Origin of the sequence: Geothrix limicola, from assembly GCF_030268085.1 — a bacterium.
GTDB lineage: Bacteria > Acidobacteriota > Holophagae > Holophagales > Holophagaceae > Geothrix > Geothrix limicola.
The window spans coordinates 124,526-140,532 of record NZ_BSDE01000006.1; the positions used below are offsets into that span (position 1 = coordinate 124,526).

Consider the following 16,007-nt stretch of genomic DNA (forward strand, 5'->3'; position numbering starts at 1 on the left):
TCTCCGTGGTGAATTCGTCGGGGTGCCTAGACCAGCAGCAGGAGGAAGGCGAAGGCCGAGGCCAGCACCCCCGCCAGCAGGAACTGCGGCACCTTGGTCATGCGGAAGCGCGCCGTCATGCTTTCCACCAGGCCCACGGCGAGGGCCAGGCCGCCGAGCCCCGCGAGGAACATCAGCCAGTTCATCCAACCGTGGGCGAGGCGCGGCAGCAGCAGGTCCACCAGCAGCGCGCCGAGCACCACCAGCTTGAGGCTGGCGCCGTAGAGCACGAGGGCGAAGGGGCGACCCGAATGATCCAGCACCATCACCTCGTGGATCATGGTGAGTTCCAGGTGGGTGTTGGGATCATCCACCGGGATGCGGGCGTTCTCGGCGAGGTAGACGATGGACCAGCCCGCGAGGATGAGGATCAGCGGCCCCGAGAGGTGCGCGGCGGTGCCCATGCCCTGCGCCTGCGGCGTCAGGCCGTGGCCGACCAACATGGGCGCCAGTGAAAGGCTGCCCGTGGCCTTGGCCAGGGCCGCGAAGCCGAAGAAGAGGGCGGGTTCAGCCAGGGCGCTGAAGGTGACCTCCCGCGCCGCTCCCATACCTTCGAAGGCCGAGCCCGTGTCCAGCGCCGAAAGCACCGTGAGGAAGCGCGCCAGGCCCAACAGGTAGGCGAAGAGGATCACATCCCCCTCGAAAGAGATCGGTGCCGGCGTGTGGCCGAAGGGCACCATCAGCGAGGCCACGAGCACCGCCGCCACGGTGCCCACGGGGCCCGCCAGGAAGATCCAGGTAGTCGTGCGGCTGAAGACGGCCTCCTTCCGCGAGAGCTTGGCCAGATCGTAGTAGAGCTGCAGCACCGGCGGCCCCGTGCGGCCCGCCATGCGGGCCTTCACCTTGGCGATGAGGCCCGGGATCAGCGGCGGCAGCAGCAGCACCGCGAGGGCGTGCAGCAGCAGGTTCAGGGCCGTGGACAGCAGGGGCTGGGACATCAAACCACCATCCAGATCAGGAGGAAGAGGAGCGTGAGCAGGACGTAGAGCAGGTACGAGGCCATCTGGCCGGTCTGGAAGAGGTGCAGGAGGGCGAGGCCCTTCGCGCCCAGCCGGAAGGCCGGATCCAGGGCCCGGTCCAGCACCGGATCGGGCACGTGGCTTTCGAAGCGGGTCCCCTTCGGGAAGAGGCCGCGCACCCGGGCCCTGTGGGTCACGGGCAGCAGCACGAAGCGCGCGCCTGTCACCAGGCTATCCGCCAGGGAGGAGGCCGTGTACTGGGCCCGGGGCGCGGTCTCGCCGTACCCGCAATCCCAGGTCGGCAAGTTTGCCGCCGCACCCTGCTGCCCTTTGAGCCAGCGCCCCAACGCCAGCGCCAGGGCCAGCAGCGCGAGGGCAAGACCCGTCAGGATGGGCAGCTTCGCCATGGCCGCGAGGGGCGGCATTCCCTCGCCAAGCCCCGCCACCACGCGATCCAGGAGGGGTGCCATAGCCACCGGGAAGACGCCGATGAAGACGCAGGTCGCCGCCAGCACGCCCATGGGCAGCAGCATGGCCCGCGGGGATTCGTGGGCCCGCTGCGCCGCCTCGGATCGCGCCGTGCCCAGGAAGGCCGCGCCGTGGGCCTTGGCGAAGCAGGCCAAGGCCAGGGCGCCGATGAGGGCCAGCGACGCGAGCACGCCCACGGACCAGGGCCAGCGGGACAGCGCCATGGCACGGAAGGCGCCCAGGTAGATGAACCATTCGCTCACGAAGCCATTGAGGGGCGGCAGCCCGCAGATGGCCCAGGAGCCCGTCAGGAAGGCCGCCGACGTCCAGGGCATGGCCTTTCCCAGGCCGCCCATCTGCTCGAGGTTCCGCGTGCCCGTCGCGTGCACCACCGAGCCCGCCGCGAGGAAGAGCAGGCCCTTGAACAGGCCGTGGTTCAGCACGTGCAGGAGGGCTCCGGCGAAGCCCAGGGCCGCCACGACGGGATGCCCCGTGCTCTTGCCCACGAGGCCGAGCCCCAGGCCCAGCAGGATGATCCCGATGTTCTCGATGGAGTGGTAGGCGAGCAGCCGTTTCAGATCGTGCTGTCCCAGGGCGAAGGCCACGCCGAGAATGCCCGAGAGGGCGCCGAGGACCAGCAGTGTGACGCCCCACCAGAGGGGCGGATCGGGCACCCAGGCCACGAGGCGCACGAGGCCCAGGATGCCCATCTTGATGAGCACCCCCGACATCAGGGAGGACACGTGGCTGGGCGCCGCGGCGTGGGCCAGGGGCAGCCAGATGTGCAGGGGCATGGCCCCGGCCTTGAATCCGAAGCCGAGGAGGAAGAGCAGGAATACCGTGGTGCCCGCGGGACTGGCCGCAAAGCCCCGGGGCAGCGGCCCCAGGTTCCAGTGGCCCATGGCCCCCGCCAGCAGCGCGAAGGCGCCCAGCAGGATGAGCGTGCCGCTATGGGTGGACACGAGGTAGATCCAGGCGGCGCGGCGCGTCTCCAGCAGACGGTCCTCGGTGATCACGAGGAAGAAGGCCGCGACCGCCATGCCCTCCCAGGCCATGAGGAAGACCCAGGCGTGGGCCGCCGAAACCAGCAGCGCGAGGCAGGCCACCAGCAGCCCGAACACGAAGCGCACTCGGCCGGGGTGGCCGTGGGGATCCTCCCAGTAGCGCGTGCCGTACCAGGCGCCGCAGGCCGAAAGCAGTAGCACGGGGATGAGGAACCAGGCCGCGATGGGATCCAGGCCCAGCAGGCCCGGCGAACCCAGCGGCAGGCTGGGCAGGCTCAGGGTGGCGACAGACGTACCGGGAAACCCTGACGCTGCCGCGCCTAGCAGCACGCGCAGCGCCGCACCGATGCCGAGCAGGGCCGCGGCCGTCAGGGCCCCCGCCGCCACTTCGCCACCCCGCCGCTTCAGGAACAGACCCGGCACCCCCGACAGGGCCGCCAGCAGGATCGCGGCGAGGTAGAGGCTCATGCGAGGAACCTCCCCCGCACCAGCAGCCAGAGGAAGACCGCCAGCAGAGCGAGCAGCAGGTAGAGGATGTAGAGCGCGAGGAAGCCCGGCTGCAGGCGACGGAAGCGCAGCAGCCGCGCGGCGAGGCGCCCGAACCAGGGCACCACCATCCCATCGCCCACCGCGTCCACCACCTTCAAGCGAAAGGTCTGGGGGCCCGGGAAGAGGCGGCGAATCGTGCGCACCCGCCGGGTGACGCCCGGCAGCGCCAGGGCCCAGCCGTCGGCGAAGGAACTGCCCGTGTACTGCATGCGGGCCGTGGGCGCCGCATAGCCGCAATCCCAGGTGGGCGGAGCTTTGGCGCGTACCTTCCGCCCGCCCAGCCAAGCCAGGCCCAGGCCGCCGAGGGCCAGCAGCAGGCCCTCCAGCACCAGCAGCAGGCGCAGGTCGCGGCCCAGGATCGAGGCCAGCGGCGCTGCCAGGGATCCGGCCGAGAGGCCTCCCGGGCTCGGTGCCAGCAGACCGATGATGCAGTCGAGCACCGGCAGCAGGGGCAGGATCAGCAGGCCCATGGCGAGCGTGAGCCCCGCCAGCAGGGCCATGGGCCCGAGCATGAGGGCCGAAGGGTCATGGGTGTGATCGACGGCGGAAGAGCGTGGCGATCCCAGGAACACGGTGCCGTAGAAGCGCGCGAAGGCTACCGCCGCCAGGCCGCCGGTGAGGACGAGGGCCAGCAGGGCCAGACCCGCGGACCAGGGGTAGCCACCCTTCAGCGAGGCGAAGAGGCCGCGGTAGAGGAACCATTCGCTGAGAAAGCCATTGAAGGGGGGCAGCGCGCTGACGGCCAGCACCGCCGGAAACAGGAGCAGGGCCGTGCGCGGCATGCGGGCCGCGAGGCCGCCCAGGGCCTCCATGTCGCGGGTGCCCGTCGCGTGCAGCAGGGAGCCCGATCCGAAGAACAGGAGGCTCTTGAAGATCGCGTGATTCCACACGTGGAAGATGGCCCCGCCGAATCCCAGCGCCGCGAGGATCGGCGATTCGGTGGCCCGGCCTGTCCAGCCCAGGCCGATGCCCATGGCGATGATGCCCAGGTTCTCGATGCTGGAATAAGCGAGCAGCCGCTTGTAGTCTCGCTGGGCCAGGGCATTCCAGACGCCGTAGACGGCACTGAGCCCCCCCAGGGCCAGCAGGGCGCCGCCCAGCCAGGCGGGCACGGTGGGCAGCAGGCTGGATACGCGAAGCACGCCGTAGACGCCGGTCTTGAGCATCACCGAAGACAGGATGGCCGAGACGTGGCTGGGGGAGCTGGCATGGGCCGCGGGCAACCAGAAATGGAGGGGCAGCAGGCCCGCCTTGAATCCGAACCCGAGCACGGCCAGGAGGAGGATCCACCCGTCCAGATCCTCCGCCGCGCCTGAAATCGGAAGCCAGGGAAAACCGCCCATGCGGTGGGCCAGCAGGATGATCGAGGCCGTGATGATCAGGGTTCCCGTGTGAGTGCAGACGAGGTAGATCCAGCTGGCGTGGCGAACTTCCGGGTGGTGGTGCTCCGTGGCCACGAGGAAGAAGGCCGAAACGGCCATGGCCTCCCAGGCCATGAGGAAGACGAGCCCGTTCCGCAGGAGGAAGAGCAGGGTGATGGCCGTGACCAGCAGTCCGAAATAGAAGCGGAGGGAACGGCCGAATCCCTTGGCCAGGTTGGCGGGCCAGTACTCGAGCCCGAAGACGATGCCGAGCCCCGCCACCAGGTGCAGGGGCAGGAGGAAGGCCGCGGAGAGCGCGTCCACCTCCAGGCGCACGGGCCCCAACCACAGGCGCAGGTCCACGTGCGAGGCGTGTCCGCTCAGCAGCGCATGGAGGGCCGCAACGAAGGCCAGCAGCGAACCCAGTGCCCCCACCACCGTACTCAGGCGCCCTTCCTTCACCGGCGGCACGAAGGGCAGGACGGCCGCAACCATCCAGCACCCGGCCGCCAAGAGGATCAGGGTGATGTCAGGCATCTGCATCCGGCTCCGACTTCAGGAGACCGCCCCGAACCCCAGGAAATCCACGGATCCCCGGGTCACGGGGAATGCAGCACGCATACTCGGGGAAGCCTCAGGGCCATCATACGCCCACGGCTGAGGCCTAGAACAGTTTCAGCAGGGCGATGTACCCGTTCACGGTTTTCACACCGGCGATATCGCTTTGAATGCCTGCACCGAGATCCACGCGCACGGTGGTGAACCACCAGAAGCCGGGCAGGTCCCCGGTGAGGCCCACGCCGCTCATGCCATAGGTCTTGCCGTCATCCAGGCTGCGGGCCCGAGCGTGCTCCAGGCTGACCGTGAGCCGCAGACTGGGCCCGGTGGGGATGGCCAGGCCGGTCTTGGCGTAGGTCACCCGGTCCGCGGCGATGGCGTTGGAACGGATGCCCGCGATGTGGACGGAGCCCGAACCGCCTACATCCAGCGAATTGAAGCGGTCGAAGGCGCGACCGCCGGCCCAGCCTGCTTCGCCATGGAACCACAGGCCCGGCCTTACCTCCCGATCGAGGCCCAGGCTGCCGCCGTAGCGCGTGAAGGCGCCGTTCTCGGGCACCATCTGCGGATTCGCCGGCGTGCCGTACGTGCCCTCGGGGCGCTGGCCCCAGCCCTCGTAGCCGCGGATCTGGAAGCCCCGGAACAGCCAGGAGGCCTGCAGGGTACCGATCCGTGTGAGGCCCGAGGGCGGCAGGGCGAAGTCCGGCGTGCGGTACTGGGCGTCGCCCAGGCTGTAGGCGTCGTAGACGAAATCGCCCCGCCCTTCGAGGCGGAAGCCCAGGCCCAAATCATGACCCAGGCCGACACCGGCCATGCCGAAGCGCCGGCCCACGCCATCGCGATCGGACAGCTTGCCGTTGACCACCGGGCGCTCGGTCCCCTTGATCAGCAGGGCCGTCGCGTTGGCGTTGACGTCGAAGCCGCCCAGGCCGCGGGGGATGGCGAGGCTCGCGGTGTTGTAGACCACCGCCGTCAGCGCGCTCACCTGCACGCCCTTGCCGAAGGCGTTGTAGTCGAAGTAGGCCAGGCCCGCCAGCGGCATCACGGAAGGCGAGTTGCCCGGATCCACCAGCACCACGGCGCCGAGGGCGCGGCCATTGCTCTTGGCGTGCTCCTCGATGCGGCGGCTGCCGTCCGCCTGGCGCGTGAAGTAGCGTGCGCCTTCGGGTGTCACCTTGAGCATGGTCGAGGTCGAAGTCCGCGCCGCGTCGCGCTCCGCCACGAAGCGCTCCCCGTTCAGGTTGAAATCCCGGTAGGTGAAGCGGCGCTGCACCTGCACGACGCCGCCGGTGCTCACCCAGCGTTCGAAACTCCGCACGGCGACGGGCCGCCACACACCCGGGGCCACCTCGCCGTAGGTGAGGATCTCGCGTTCGCTCTTGACGGTGCCCGGCAGGTCCGCGCGTTCGCGGCGCTCCACGAGGATGCGCCCGGTGGCTTCCTCCACCTCCAGCTCCCCGGTGTAGGCCAGGGGATCGGGGCTCACGGGCTCGAACTTCAGCACCCGCTTGCCAGGCCCCGCGGGGCCGCCGTCGCGGTAGCGGTAGCGCTCGGCGAGGCTGAGAGCCACGGGCAGAGAAACAGACTGGCGGCTTTCGATGAGGGGCAGCTGCACCTCGCCGGTGAGGTTGGCCTTCACGCCGTTGAAGCGCACCTCCTTCTGCAGCAGTTCGGGCCAGTCCCCGGCCTGCTCGAAGTAGCCGAAGGTGAAGCCGATGTCGCCGCCCCCGCCCTGCTCGCCCTGCACGTGCAGATCCAGATCTGCCTTGGCCTGGAGGGTGCGCACCCCGGCCCGCGCTCGGAGCTGGGCCGCGCGGACCTGCGCCAGCAGCGCGCCCACATCGTAGGCGTCGGCCGCCGTGACCGCGACCTCGTGACGCTCCTTGGGCAGCGGGGTGACGGTCCAAGCCCCGTCGACGAAGGTCCAGCGCCGGGCCTGGCCCGCGCGGCTGCGCAGGGTGAGGTCGCCCTCGCCGCCTTCCACGTCACTGAAGCCCGACGGGATGAGGGCCGCGAGCCGGGCCGCGGGGCCGCCTTCGGGCACCACCAGGCGGCCGCCGTCGCCCATCAGCGTGGCAACCATGGCGCCGGGATCCTTCGGCAGCCACAGGGTCCAGATCCGGCCGGGGAAGGTCTCCTGGGCGCGGGCCAACAGGGCGCGCCATCCCGTGGGGTCCGGGTTCAGATCCGCGGGCACCAGGGCCCCGCCATCCACCGCGCCCCAGGCCGTCTCATCCAGGATGGGCGCGGCCTTGGCATCGAAGGCCACGTAGAGGCGTTGGGCCGGCGCCTGGGCCTTCAGGGCCTGAGAGGCCGCCAGCAACAGCGAGGTGCGCGCCTCGCCCAGGGGCAGACGGAGCCGCACGGCCGGAGCCGCTTTCAAGGGGGCCACCAGGGGCGCCCAGTGCCGGCGGGCCGCTTCCACCTGGGCGGCGTCGCGGTTGTCCCGGGGCAGCAGGGCGCTCAGATCCGCCTCCCGCAGATCCAGGTCCACCGGCAGGGCCTCGCCGACCCGCAGGGGCGCCTGGGCGGCCAGGGACGACGTGAGCGTCAAGGTGAGGGCGGGAATGAACAAAGGGATGGTACGCAGCACGAAGCCTCCAGACAGACCGGCTACTGCTGCGACGGTAGCGGGGTTTATCCGGGTATCCTCAAAGTTACTTCAGGTGCCCATGCGATTCACGGTACGACTGACCCATGCCAACGGCGAAGTGCTGGTGCGCGAGTTCGAGGCGGACAGCGAGGCCACCCTCCGCGCACGCATCCTCGCCGAGGGGGGCTTTCCCCTCGACATCAAGCGCACGGACACCGCCTTCCGCAGCCGGAATCAGATCAAGACCGAATCCCTCGTCCTCTTCAACCAGGAGCTGCTGGCCCTCCTGAAGGCCGGCATTCCCCTGCTCCAGTCCCTGGAACTGCTGGTGGGCCACGGCAAGGATCCCCAGCTGCGCCGCAGCCTCACCCAGGTGGTGGAACTCGTGCGCGAAGGCATGTCCTTTTCCGACGCCATGGAGCAGGCCGGCACCTTCCCTCCCATCTACCGCAGCAACGTCGTGGCGGGCGAGCGCAGCGGCACCCTCCCCGAGGTGCTGTCCCGCTGGCTGGCCTTCCAGAAGTTCGCGCAGACGAGCCGCCGCCGCATCATCGAAGCCCTGTTCTATCCGGCCTTCCTCGTGGTCGTGCTCATCGTCGCGCTGGGCGTCATCTTCAACATCGTGCTGCCCCGCTTCGCGGAGTTCTACGCGGGCGGCGACGTCGAGATGCCCCTCATCACCAAGGTGCTGCTGGGTGCCGGGCAGGTGATCAGTTCCACCCTCTGGCTGCAGGGACTCGTCCTCGTCGGTCTGGCCGTCCTCATCCGCTGGATGGCCTCGTCCGAGGCGGGACGTCGCATGGCGGAACGCCTGCTGCTGATGCTGCCCAAGATCGGCGTGCTCTACCGCATGTACCACTCCAGCGTGTTCTCGCGCACCCTGGGCGTGCTGCTGTCGGGCGGCCTGCCCGTCGTGCAGGCCCTGGAAGTGGTGCAGCGCACGAGCCCCAGCGAACGCATGAAAGCCGGCCTGCTCACCATCACCGAAAAGGTTCGGGCCGGCAGCAGCCTGCACCTGGCCCTCGAACAGGCCAAGGTCCTCGACCCCCTCGCCATCGAAATGGTCCGCGTGGGCGAGCAGAGCAGCGCCCTCCCCGAGATGCTCGATCACGTGGCCGACTTCTTCGATCAGGAAGTGGAAAAGGCCACCACCGCCGTCACGAGCCTCATCGGCCCCGTGCTCATACTCTTCATGGGCGTCGTCGTCCTCGGCCTCCTGCTCGCCATCTACGTGCCGCTGTTCAACGCGAGCAACGTGGTGAGGTAGGGCCTTCGCGGGTATCTATATGCTGAATGTCCTTCTCGTCTTGTACGGTCTTGCTATGCCTTTCCACGCCCACGGGGCGGACGGTGGATCTGTAACGGCGCTCAAGGATGCCCCTAGCAAACCTCTCTCGAACACCGAACTCGAAGCCTTGGCAGACAAGGGTGATGCCGAGGCTGCCCATGAATTAGGCGACCGGTATGACCATGGATCGCATGGGCTCGGAAAAGACAGCACCAAAGCCGCGGCGTGGTACCAGCGGGCCTCGGGTCTGGGGCATGTGGCCGCCACCGCAGACCTTGCTGAATTCACATTGAATGGAAAAGGCGGCATCAAACCCAATGACGCCATCGCCTTCAAGCTCTTCCTTGTCGCAGCCGGGAAACAGCATCCATACGCGACGCATATGGTTGGATGGATGTACGAACTCGGACGTGGGGTCCAGAAGGACGATAAGGAGGCCGCTACCTGGTACAGAAAGGCCGCGGAACTCGGAGAGGTTGAGGCCCTCACGGAACTGGGTCGCTTGACCGAAAACGGGCGTGGTGTCGTCAAGGACCTCGAAGCAGCTGCAAGGATGTACGCCATCGCAGCACGCGGGGGAAGTGCCCAAGCCATGACCTTCCTGGGTTGGTTCTACGTGAAAGGACTTGGCGGACTCAATCCCGACTACGCGATCGCCCGTCAGCTTTTTGAGACGGCTTCGGTGCTTGGTAACGCCCGGGCTGATGGCAACCTCGGCTATCTGTATGAAATGGGACTTGGGGTCACGAAAAACCTTTCTACAGCCCTGACCAAATACAAACTTTCCGCCGAGGAAGGCGATCTCATTTCACAGCGCTACCTCGGATTCATCTACGAGACTGGGCAAGAGGTAGAGGTTGATTCAATCCAAGCCTTCCATTACTACCGGCTGGCAGTCGACCAGAATGATCCCGATGCCTTGGCGGGCGTATTCCGACTCCTACTTAGATACCCCACCCTGTCTGAAGTGGATACCCGGCCCGCCTTGGATTCCCTGCGCCGATTGAATCGCCAGAAATTCTGGAGAGCTGGCATCGCTCTGGCCCTCGCCGAGCTACGATTCCCTTCAAATCCAGAAGACCATGCTGAAGCGGAAAACCTACTCATGGAAGCGGCCGCCGATCCTGCCCACGTCGAATTGACCGTGGTGATTGCCAAGAGCATTGAGGCCGGTCGAATCCTGCCCCGCGACGTGATCTTTGGTCGGCGATTGTTCCAGGAGGCCACGGAAAAGGGCGGCCCCACCGGGGAAATCTTGCTCGCAAAAACGCTGACTCAGGGCACATCCTCAGAAATCAAAAGGGGAGTTGGAATCCTGAAACGGCTCAGTGATCAAGGCAACGCTGTTGCCTTGTATGAACTTGGTCTTCTTTACCAGAACGGCCAGGGAGTTCCCGGGTCTTCACAGAAGGCTATGGAAAGCTTCAAGGCCTCTGCGGCTGCAGGATATGCGCCTGCCATGTACCAGCTGGGCCTCATCTATCATCTCGGCATCGGCATTAAAAAGAACGCCGCGCTCGCGCGCGAATGGTACCGGAAGGCGGAGGCATTGAACTATCGACCCGCCAAAGGCCGCGTCCTCCCGGATGGCACCCTGGTGTCTCCGCTCTAGCAACCACTTACCGGTATTTTTTCTTCAGCCACTTCTGCGGGTCCTGGGGCTGGGCCTGGTGGCGGATCTCGAAGCCGAGACGCGGGCCGTCCACCGTGTCGCCCACGGCGCCCAGGGATTCTCCGGCCTTGAGCACCTGGCCCTTGCTCACGCTGAGCCCCAGCAGGTGCGTGTAGAGCGTGAACCAGCCGCCTCCGTGATCGAGGATGACCATGGGCCCGTAGCTCTGGTAGTAGTCCGAGAAGGCCACCTTGCCGTCGGCCACCGCCGCCACGGGCGCGCCTCCGGAGGCGCTGATGAGCAGGCCGCTCTGCATGGTCTTCGTGTGGAAGCGGGGGTGCAGGTGCTCGCCGAAACCCAGGGCCAGGCTGCCTTCCACGGGCTGGGGCAGCTCTCCGCGCAGGTTCGCGAAGGCCACGGCGGGCTCGAAGGCCTCGCCCTTGGGCTTCACCAGCAGGCCCGACAACAGGCGCTCCAGCTGCACGGCTTCTTCCGCCAGCTCGGCCTGGGCCTGCTTCTGCGCCGCTTCATCCTTCTGCAGCCCGTCGAGGAAGCCGTTGAGCTTTTCCTCCTGCAGCCGCAGGGCGGCCTGCAACTGCGCGGCCTCCTTCTCCTCGGCGGCCAGGCGCGCCAGCACTTCCTTCAGCGCCTTCTCCTTGACGGCGAGATCGCCCTGGAGGCGGTGGATCAGGTCCAGCTGCTTGCGCTCCTGCAGGCGCGCCCAGGCCAGCATGCGCCCGCGCACCAGCCAGGCCTCCAGATCCTTGAAGGTGGTGTAGAAACCCAAATCGCCCCAGGGTCCGAGCGCCTGCATCCAGCGCACCTGCTGGCGCAGATCCCCCTGCAAGCGGCGCACCTCGCCCTGGATGCGCGCCTGCTCGCGGCCGATGACCTGCACTTCGCTTTGGGCCTGGTCGCGGCGCAGACGGGCGCCCTCCACCTGGGCCTTGGCCTTGTCGCGCTGCAGCGAGATGCCCTGGATCTCCACCAGCACGCCCTTGCGGCGCTTCTTCAGCGAATCCAGCTGCTGATCCACCTGGTTCAGCCGACCCTGGATCGCCGCCAGCTTCTGGCGCAGGTCCGCCGCCTCCTGGGCGCCCTGCGCCAACAGGCACAGGGGCAGCAGGAGCGGCAGAAACCTGGGGAGGGGCCGCATCGGCTACTTCCGGCCGCCCGCCGGAAGCAGCATGGCCAGGGCGCCCAGCAGCAGCGGCCCGCCGATGGAGAGCGGCAGGGCCAGGGGCGAGAAGGGATCCGAAGGCAGCTGGGCCATGGGCAGCAGGCGCACGAAGACCTCCAGCACCTTCACCTGGCCGGCGCTCCAGCCCAGGTCCTGTCCGAAGTCCAGGAAGAAGCTCAGGCGCGGGCCCAGTTCGCGCAGCAGCATCGTGAGCAGCAGGGCCAAGCCGGCGCTGGATTTCAGCAGCCGCGACAGCAGCACCGCCCAGAGCAGCATCTGCAGGCCCAGCAGCAGCCCGTGCAGGTCCGCCCGCAGCAGTTCGGGCGGGAAGGCCTGCCCGATGAGCCGCCAGCTCAGCGCCCACACGGGGATCAGCGCCACCTGCGAGAGGAACAGGCCGTGGGCGAAACCCAGCCCCGTGCCCGCGAAGAAGCCCTTGAGCCGCTCGGGACGGGCCGCCGCCGCGGTCCACTGGCTGACGGGGCCGAAGGCGCCCAGCAGCACCACGAGCGAGACGGTCCAGTACATCGCGGCCTGCAGGTTGCCCACCGCGTACGAGCGCAGCGAATCGGCGCCCAGGGGAATCGCCGTACCGAAGACGAGGATCTGGGATCCGCCCTCCCCCTGCTGGCCGCGGATGGCCATGACCACCAGGCCCGTCACGAACAGGCTGACGAGGGCCCAGCCGATGCGCAGCTTCGAACTTCCGAAACGATCCATGAACGCTCCAAGGGGTCGGTTCGATCATACCCCAGCGGCCCGCCGCCCCCGGTCACGGGCCCTGGCTGGACCCGAATCGCCGCGCCGTGCTCCAATGCCAACGGACTCCAGGAGACATCATGAAGATTCCGGCCCGCATGCTGCTGGTGCTCGCGGCTACCGCCGCCCCGGTACTCCAGGCCCAGGCCCCGATCCTCACGGGCTTCAGCCCGGACACGATGATCGTCCATCCCGATCGCGTCTACGTGTCCACGCGATTGCTGGGTAACCATTTCTGGCCCTCGGGCCCCAACGACCCCGGCCGGCGCCACATCTACATCCGCCTGGGCGGCGGCGCCTGGACCGAATCCGGCATCAGCATCCGGGACATCAGCGACCGCGACATGGGCATCTCCGTCCTCTCCCAGCCCTACCTCGCCAGCCCCGGCACCCTCGAGATCAAGGTCGCCATCGACGGCGTGGACTCCAACGTCCTGACCATCCAGGTACGGAAGCTCGCGCCCCAGCTCGATTCGGCCAGCCCGGACCAGATCCTCCTGAGCCCCACGGCCGACGAATCGGCCTTCAAGGTCGGCCTGCGCGGACGCTACTGGGTGACGCCCATCGAGTGGGTGATCAACGGGAAGAGCTACGGATCGCTCTACCAGCACCCCGATTACGGCGACGAGGTGATCAGCTGGCCCGGGGCGCTGCGCAAGGCCGGCGTCTACATGGTCCAGCTGAAGAACGCCCTCGGCACCTCCGAGGCGCGCGTGGTGGAACTGGTGGGCGCCCCCGTGCTCACGGGCACCACGCCTGCGGCGATCCACCCCTCGGACCTGGCCCCGAAGCCAACGACCGCGGCGGCCGCGGCGCCCGCGTCACCCGCTTCTCCCATGCGCGCGCTCGCGCCCGTGTTCGAACTCCGCGCCGCCTTCCAGGGCAGCGCGCCCACCAAGGTGGCCTGGCGGACGGACCTGACGGCCTGGCAGGAGGTCGGCGCCCGCGGCGCCGTGAAGGGGTCCGAAGTGCGCCTGCCGATCCCCGTGGAGGCCCTGGAACGGGCCGCCTGGGTGGAGATCCAGCTCGCCAACAAGGTCGGCGAATCCCAGATCCGCGTTCCCAAGGCCGCCGATCCCGTGACCATTTCGCACCGGCCCGGAACCGCCATCTCGACCCTGCAGACACCACCCAAGGACGACAAGCTGATCGTCCGGGAAGTCCCGCCCATGCCGCCTCCCGTGGCCCAGCGCCTGGCCACGCTGGCACCGCGGTTGCAGCCCACGGCCCGGGCCTGGGTCGACGAGCAGGCCAACCGGCAGCGCGGCCTACCCTCACCGGACATCGAATCCATCCGCCTCGCGGCGCGCACCCGCTTCGCACGACCTGGCGCGCCCGCGCTTCCGGCTACGCCAGCGCCCCGAGCCACCGCGGGCAAGGCCATGAGCCCCGCTTCGGCCATTCCGTTCAATCAATTGACCTCCGTCAACCTCAACGACGCGGACATCGAGGCCGTGGCCTTCATCGTGCTCGCCCAGGCCAGCAAGGCCGCCCAGGACGATCTGAAATCCATCATGGACGGCGTGAAGAAGATCCAGCAGCAGAAGGCCGATCTGAGGGGCCTGGTGGATCAGATCAGCGGCGAACACCCCGAGGCCCAGCGCCCCGACGCGCCCTGCACCTCCCCCCTCTGCGGCAGTGTCGCGGCGCGCGCGAAGGAGCTGGTCGGCCGGCTGCGCGGGCGGGTCCGCCCCGTCATCCAGCCCGTGGCCACGTACGGCGACCTGGCCGCCCTCCAGACCAAGCTCAAGGACGCGCTGGATTCCGAAAGCGAGATGGGGGAAACCGAATCCCTGCGCCTGCAGATGGCCATGGATCGGCTGTCCAAGCTGATGAGCATCCTCTCGAACCTCGAGAAGAAGCTGAGCGACACCTCCCAGGGCGTCATCGGCAACCTGAAATAGGGCCCGAGTCTGTTTTCAGACTGAAGGCTTAGGCCCGCACCAGCACCCGCATCAGGTGCGCCTTCACCTCGGCCATGCGCTCGGGCAGCACGGCGACGAACACCGTGTCGTCGCCCGCCAGGGTGCCCATCAGGCCCGGCATGGGATCGGCATCCAGGCTGAGGCCCAGGGCCTGTGCGAAGCCGGGGGCCGTGCGCAGCACGAGCAGGTTGGGCGGCACCTCGCGCAGGGTCACCTCGGGCAGGATCTGGGCGCTGGGTTCGACGCGGCGATAGAGCCCCTGGACCTTCTGCACCCCCAGCCGCTTCAGCCGCCGGGAAAGGGTGGACTGGGTGAGGTCGTGTCCCTTGGCCGTCAGCCGCGCCAGCAGCTCGCCCTGATCGGCGATGGGGGAGGCCTCCAGCAGCTGGAGGATGAGGGCGTCCAAGTCCATGCATGAATCATGCATGAAAATGCATACACCAACAAGTCTTCTCAAATGAAACACAGAATTCACCGAATTTTTTGCTTGAACCCGTGAATCACGAGTGCATAATATGCAATCTGCCGCTTGGTTATGCACCATCCATGCGCGCATATGCATAGGATGCCCGCATGACTGCCGCCCTGTCTGTCCCCGCCCTGCTTCCCACCTACGCCCCCTATCCCTTTCCGCTCGTGCGGGGCGAGGCCGACCGGGTCTTCGATGACCAGGGCCACGCCTGGTGGGATTTCTACGGCGGGCACTGCGTCTGCGCCACGGGCCACAGCCACCCCACCGTCGTGAAGGCGGTGGCCGCCCAGGCCGCTTCCCTGCTCTTCTACTCCGCCGCCGCTGCCCTGCCCGTCCGGAACCAGGCCGCCGCCCAGATCACGGCCTTCGCCGGCATGGATTCAGTCTTCTTCTGCAACAGCGGCGCCGAGGCCAACGAGAACGCCTTGAAGGTGGCCCTCCTGATCACCGGGCGGAAGCGGCTCGCGGCCTTCCAGGGCGGCTGGCACGGGCGCACCCTGCTCACCCTCTCCGTCACCGACGATCCGAAAATCACCGAGCCCTTCGCCGACCAGCTCGTGCCCACGCTGCGGCTGCCCTTCGGCGACCTCGCCGCCCTGGAGGCCGCCGATTTCTCGGACATCGCTGGCGTCATCCTCGAACCCATCCAGAGCATGGCCGGCATCAAGACGGCATCCAAGGCGTGGTTCCAGGCCCTGCGCGCCAAGTGCGACGCCGCGGGCACCCTGCTCATCTTCGACGAGATCCAGACCGGCATGGGTCGCATGGGAACCCCCTTCGCCGCGCAGTTCTACGGTGTGCGGCCCGACCTGATCACGTCGGCCAAAGGCCTCGCCTCGGGGGTGCCCATGGGCGCCCTGCTGATGACCTCCGCCGTCGCCTCCAAGCTCAAGGGCGGCGACCTGGGCAGCACCTTCGGCGGCGGCCCCCTGGCCTGCGCGGCCCTGCTGGCCACGGTCGAAGTCATCACCAGCGAGGGCATGATGGCCAACGCCACCGCCGCCGCGGCGCGGCTCCGCCAGGAACTCGTCGGTTCCGTCGTCACCGAGGTCATCGGAGAGGGCCTGCTGCTGGGCCTGCGCAGCGTCCACGCCCCCGCCCTCAAGAAGCACCTGCTGGCCCGGAACATCCTCGTGGGCGGCTCGGGGGATCCCGACGTGCTGCGCCTGATGCCGCCCCTCAACGTCAGCGACGAAGCCCTCATCGCCCTCATCACCGCCATCCACGCCTTCTAGCCGGA

The 16,007-nt window shown here is 68.2% G+C and carries 11 protein-coding genes; 4 read left to right on the forward strand and 7 right to left on the reverse strand.

What is annotated here, in order from left to right; translation table 11 throughout:
• Positions 1-26 precede the first annotated feature (26 nt).
• From QSJ34_RS14785 to QSJ34_RS14800, 4 genes are all read right to left on the reverse strand, one after another.
• A complete protein-coding gene (locus tag QSJ34_RS14785) occupies positions 27-977 on the reverse strand; it encodes a respiratory chain complex I subunit 1 family protein (protein ID WP_285576658.1) in 951 nt (316 codons plus the stop codon).
• Positions 977-2,938: a proton-conducting transporter transmembrane domain-containing protein gene (locus tag QSJ34_RS14790; protein ID WP_285576660.1), complete on the reverse strand. Its 1,962-nt coding sequence runs from the start codon at positions 2,936-2,938 to the stop codon at positions 977-979. Before QSJ34_RS14790 ends, QSJ34_RS14785 begins: the two co-directional genes overlap by 1 nt.
• Positions 2,935-4,917, reverse strand: a complete 1,983-nt coding sequence (locus QSJ34_RS14795) for a proton-conducting transporter transmembrane domain-containing protein (protein ID WP_285576662.1) — start codon at positions 4,915-4,917, stop codon at positions 2,935-2,937. Before QSJ34_RS14795 ends, QSJ34_RS14790 begins: the two co-directional genes overlap by 4 nt.
• A 127-nt stretch (positions 4,918-5,044) precedes the next feature.
• Positions 5,045-7,531 carry a hypothetical protein gene (locus tag QSJ34_RS14800; RefSeq protein ID WP_285576664.1) on the reverse strand — a complete coding sequence of 829 codons (2,487 nt, stop codon included), beginning with the start codon at positions 7,529-7,531 and terminating at the stop codon, positions 5,045-5,047.
• A gap of 79 nt (positions 7,532-7,610) precedes the next feature.
• Between QSJ34_RS14800 and QSJ34_RS14805 the strand changes: the two genes are divergently transcribed.
• Together QSJ34_RS14805 and QSJ34_RS14810 are read left to right on the forward strand one after the other, a co-directional pair.
• Complete coding sequence (locus QSJ34_RS14805; RefSeq protein ID WP_285576666.1) at positions 7,611-8,798, forward strand: type II secretion system F family protein; 1,188 nt, start codon at positions 7,611-7,613, stop codon at positions 8,796-8,798.
• A 19-nt stretch (positions 8,799-8,817) separates the two neighbouring features.
• Positions 8,818-10,431, forward strand: coding sequence for a tetratricopeptide repeat protein (locus QSJ34_RS14810; protein WP_285576668.1), 1,614 nt, complete (start codon positions 8,818-8,820; stop codon positions 10,429-10,431).
• Positions 10,432-10,438: 7 nt separating this feature from the next.
• Here the strand turns inward: QSJ34_RS14810 and QSJ34_RS14815 are convergent, their stop codons facing one another.
• Positions 10,439-11,587 (reverse strand): murein hydrolase activator EnvC family protein, encoded by a 1,149-nt coding sequence (locus QSJ34_RS14815; protein ID WP_285576670.1) that lies wholly within the window; start codon positions 11,585-11,587, stop codon positions 10,439-10,441.
• A gap of 3 nt (positions 11,588-11,590) precedes the next feature.
• Entirely contained in the window at positions 11,591-12,331 is a 741-nt protein-coding gene (locus QSJ34_RS14820; protein WP_285576673.1) for a hypothetical protein, read from the reverse strand.
• A 119-nt stretch (positions 12,332-12,450) separates the two neighbouring features.
• Here QSJ34_RS14820 and QSJ34_RS14825 point away from each other — a divergent pair, with 119 nt between their 5' ends.
• The gene (locus tag QSJ34_RS14825; protein WP_285576675.1) at positions 12,451-14,274 is read left to right on the forward strand and encodes a hypothetical protein; all 1,824 of its coding nucleotides are present in this window, start codon (positions 12,451-12,453) and stop codon (positions 14,272-14,274) included.
• A 28-nt stretch (positions 14,275-14,302) separates the two neighbouring features.
• Here the strand turns inward: QSJ34_RS14825 and QSJ34_RS14830 are convergent, their stop codons facing one another.
• Entirely contained in the window at positions 14,303-14,707 is a 405-nt protein-coding gene (locus tag QSJ34_RS14830) for an arginine repressor (protein ID WP_285576676.1), read from the reverse strand.
• A gap of 161 nt (positions 14,708-14,868) precedes the next feature.
• Here QSJ34_RS14830 and QSJ34_RS14835 point away from each other — a divergent pair, with 161 nt between their 5' ends.
• Positions 14,869-16,002 (forward strand): aspartate aminotransferase family protein, encoded by a 1,134-nt coding sequence (locus QSJ34_RS14835; protein ID WP_285576679.1) that lies wholly within the window; start codon positions 14,869-14,871, stop codon positions 16,000-16,002.
• The last annotated feature ends 5 nt before the right edge of the window (positions 16,003-16,007 follow it).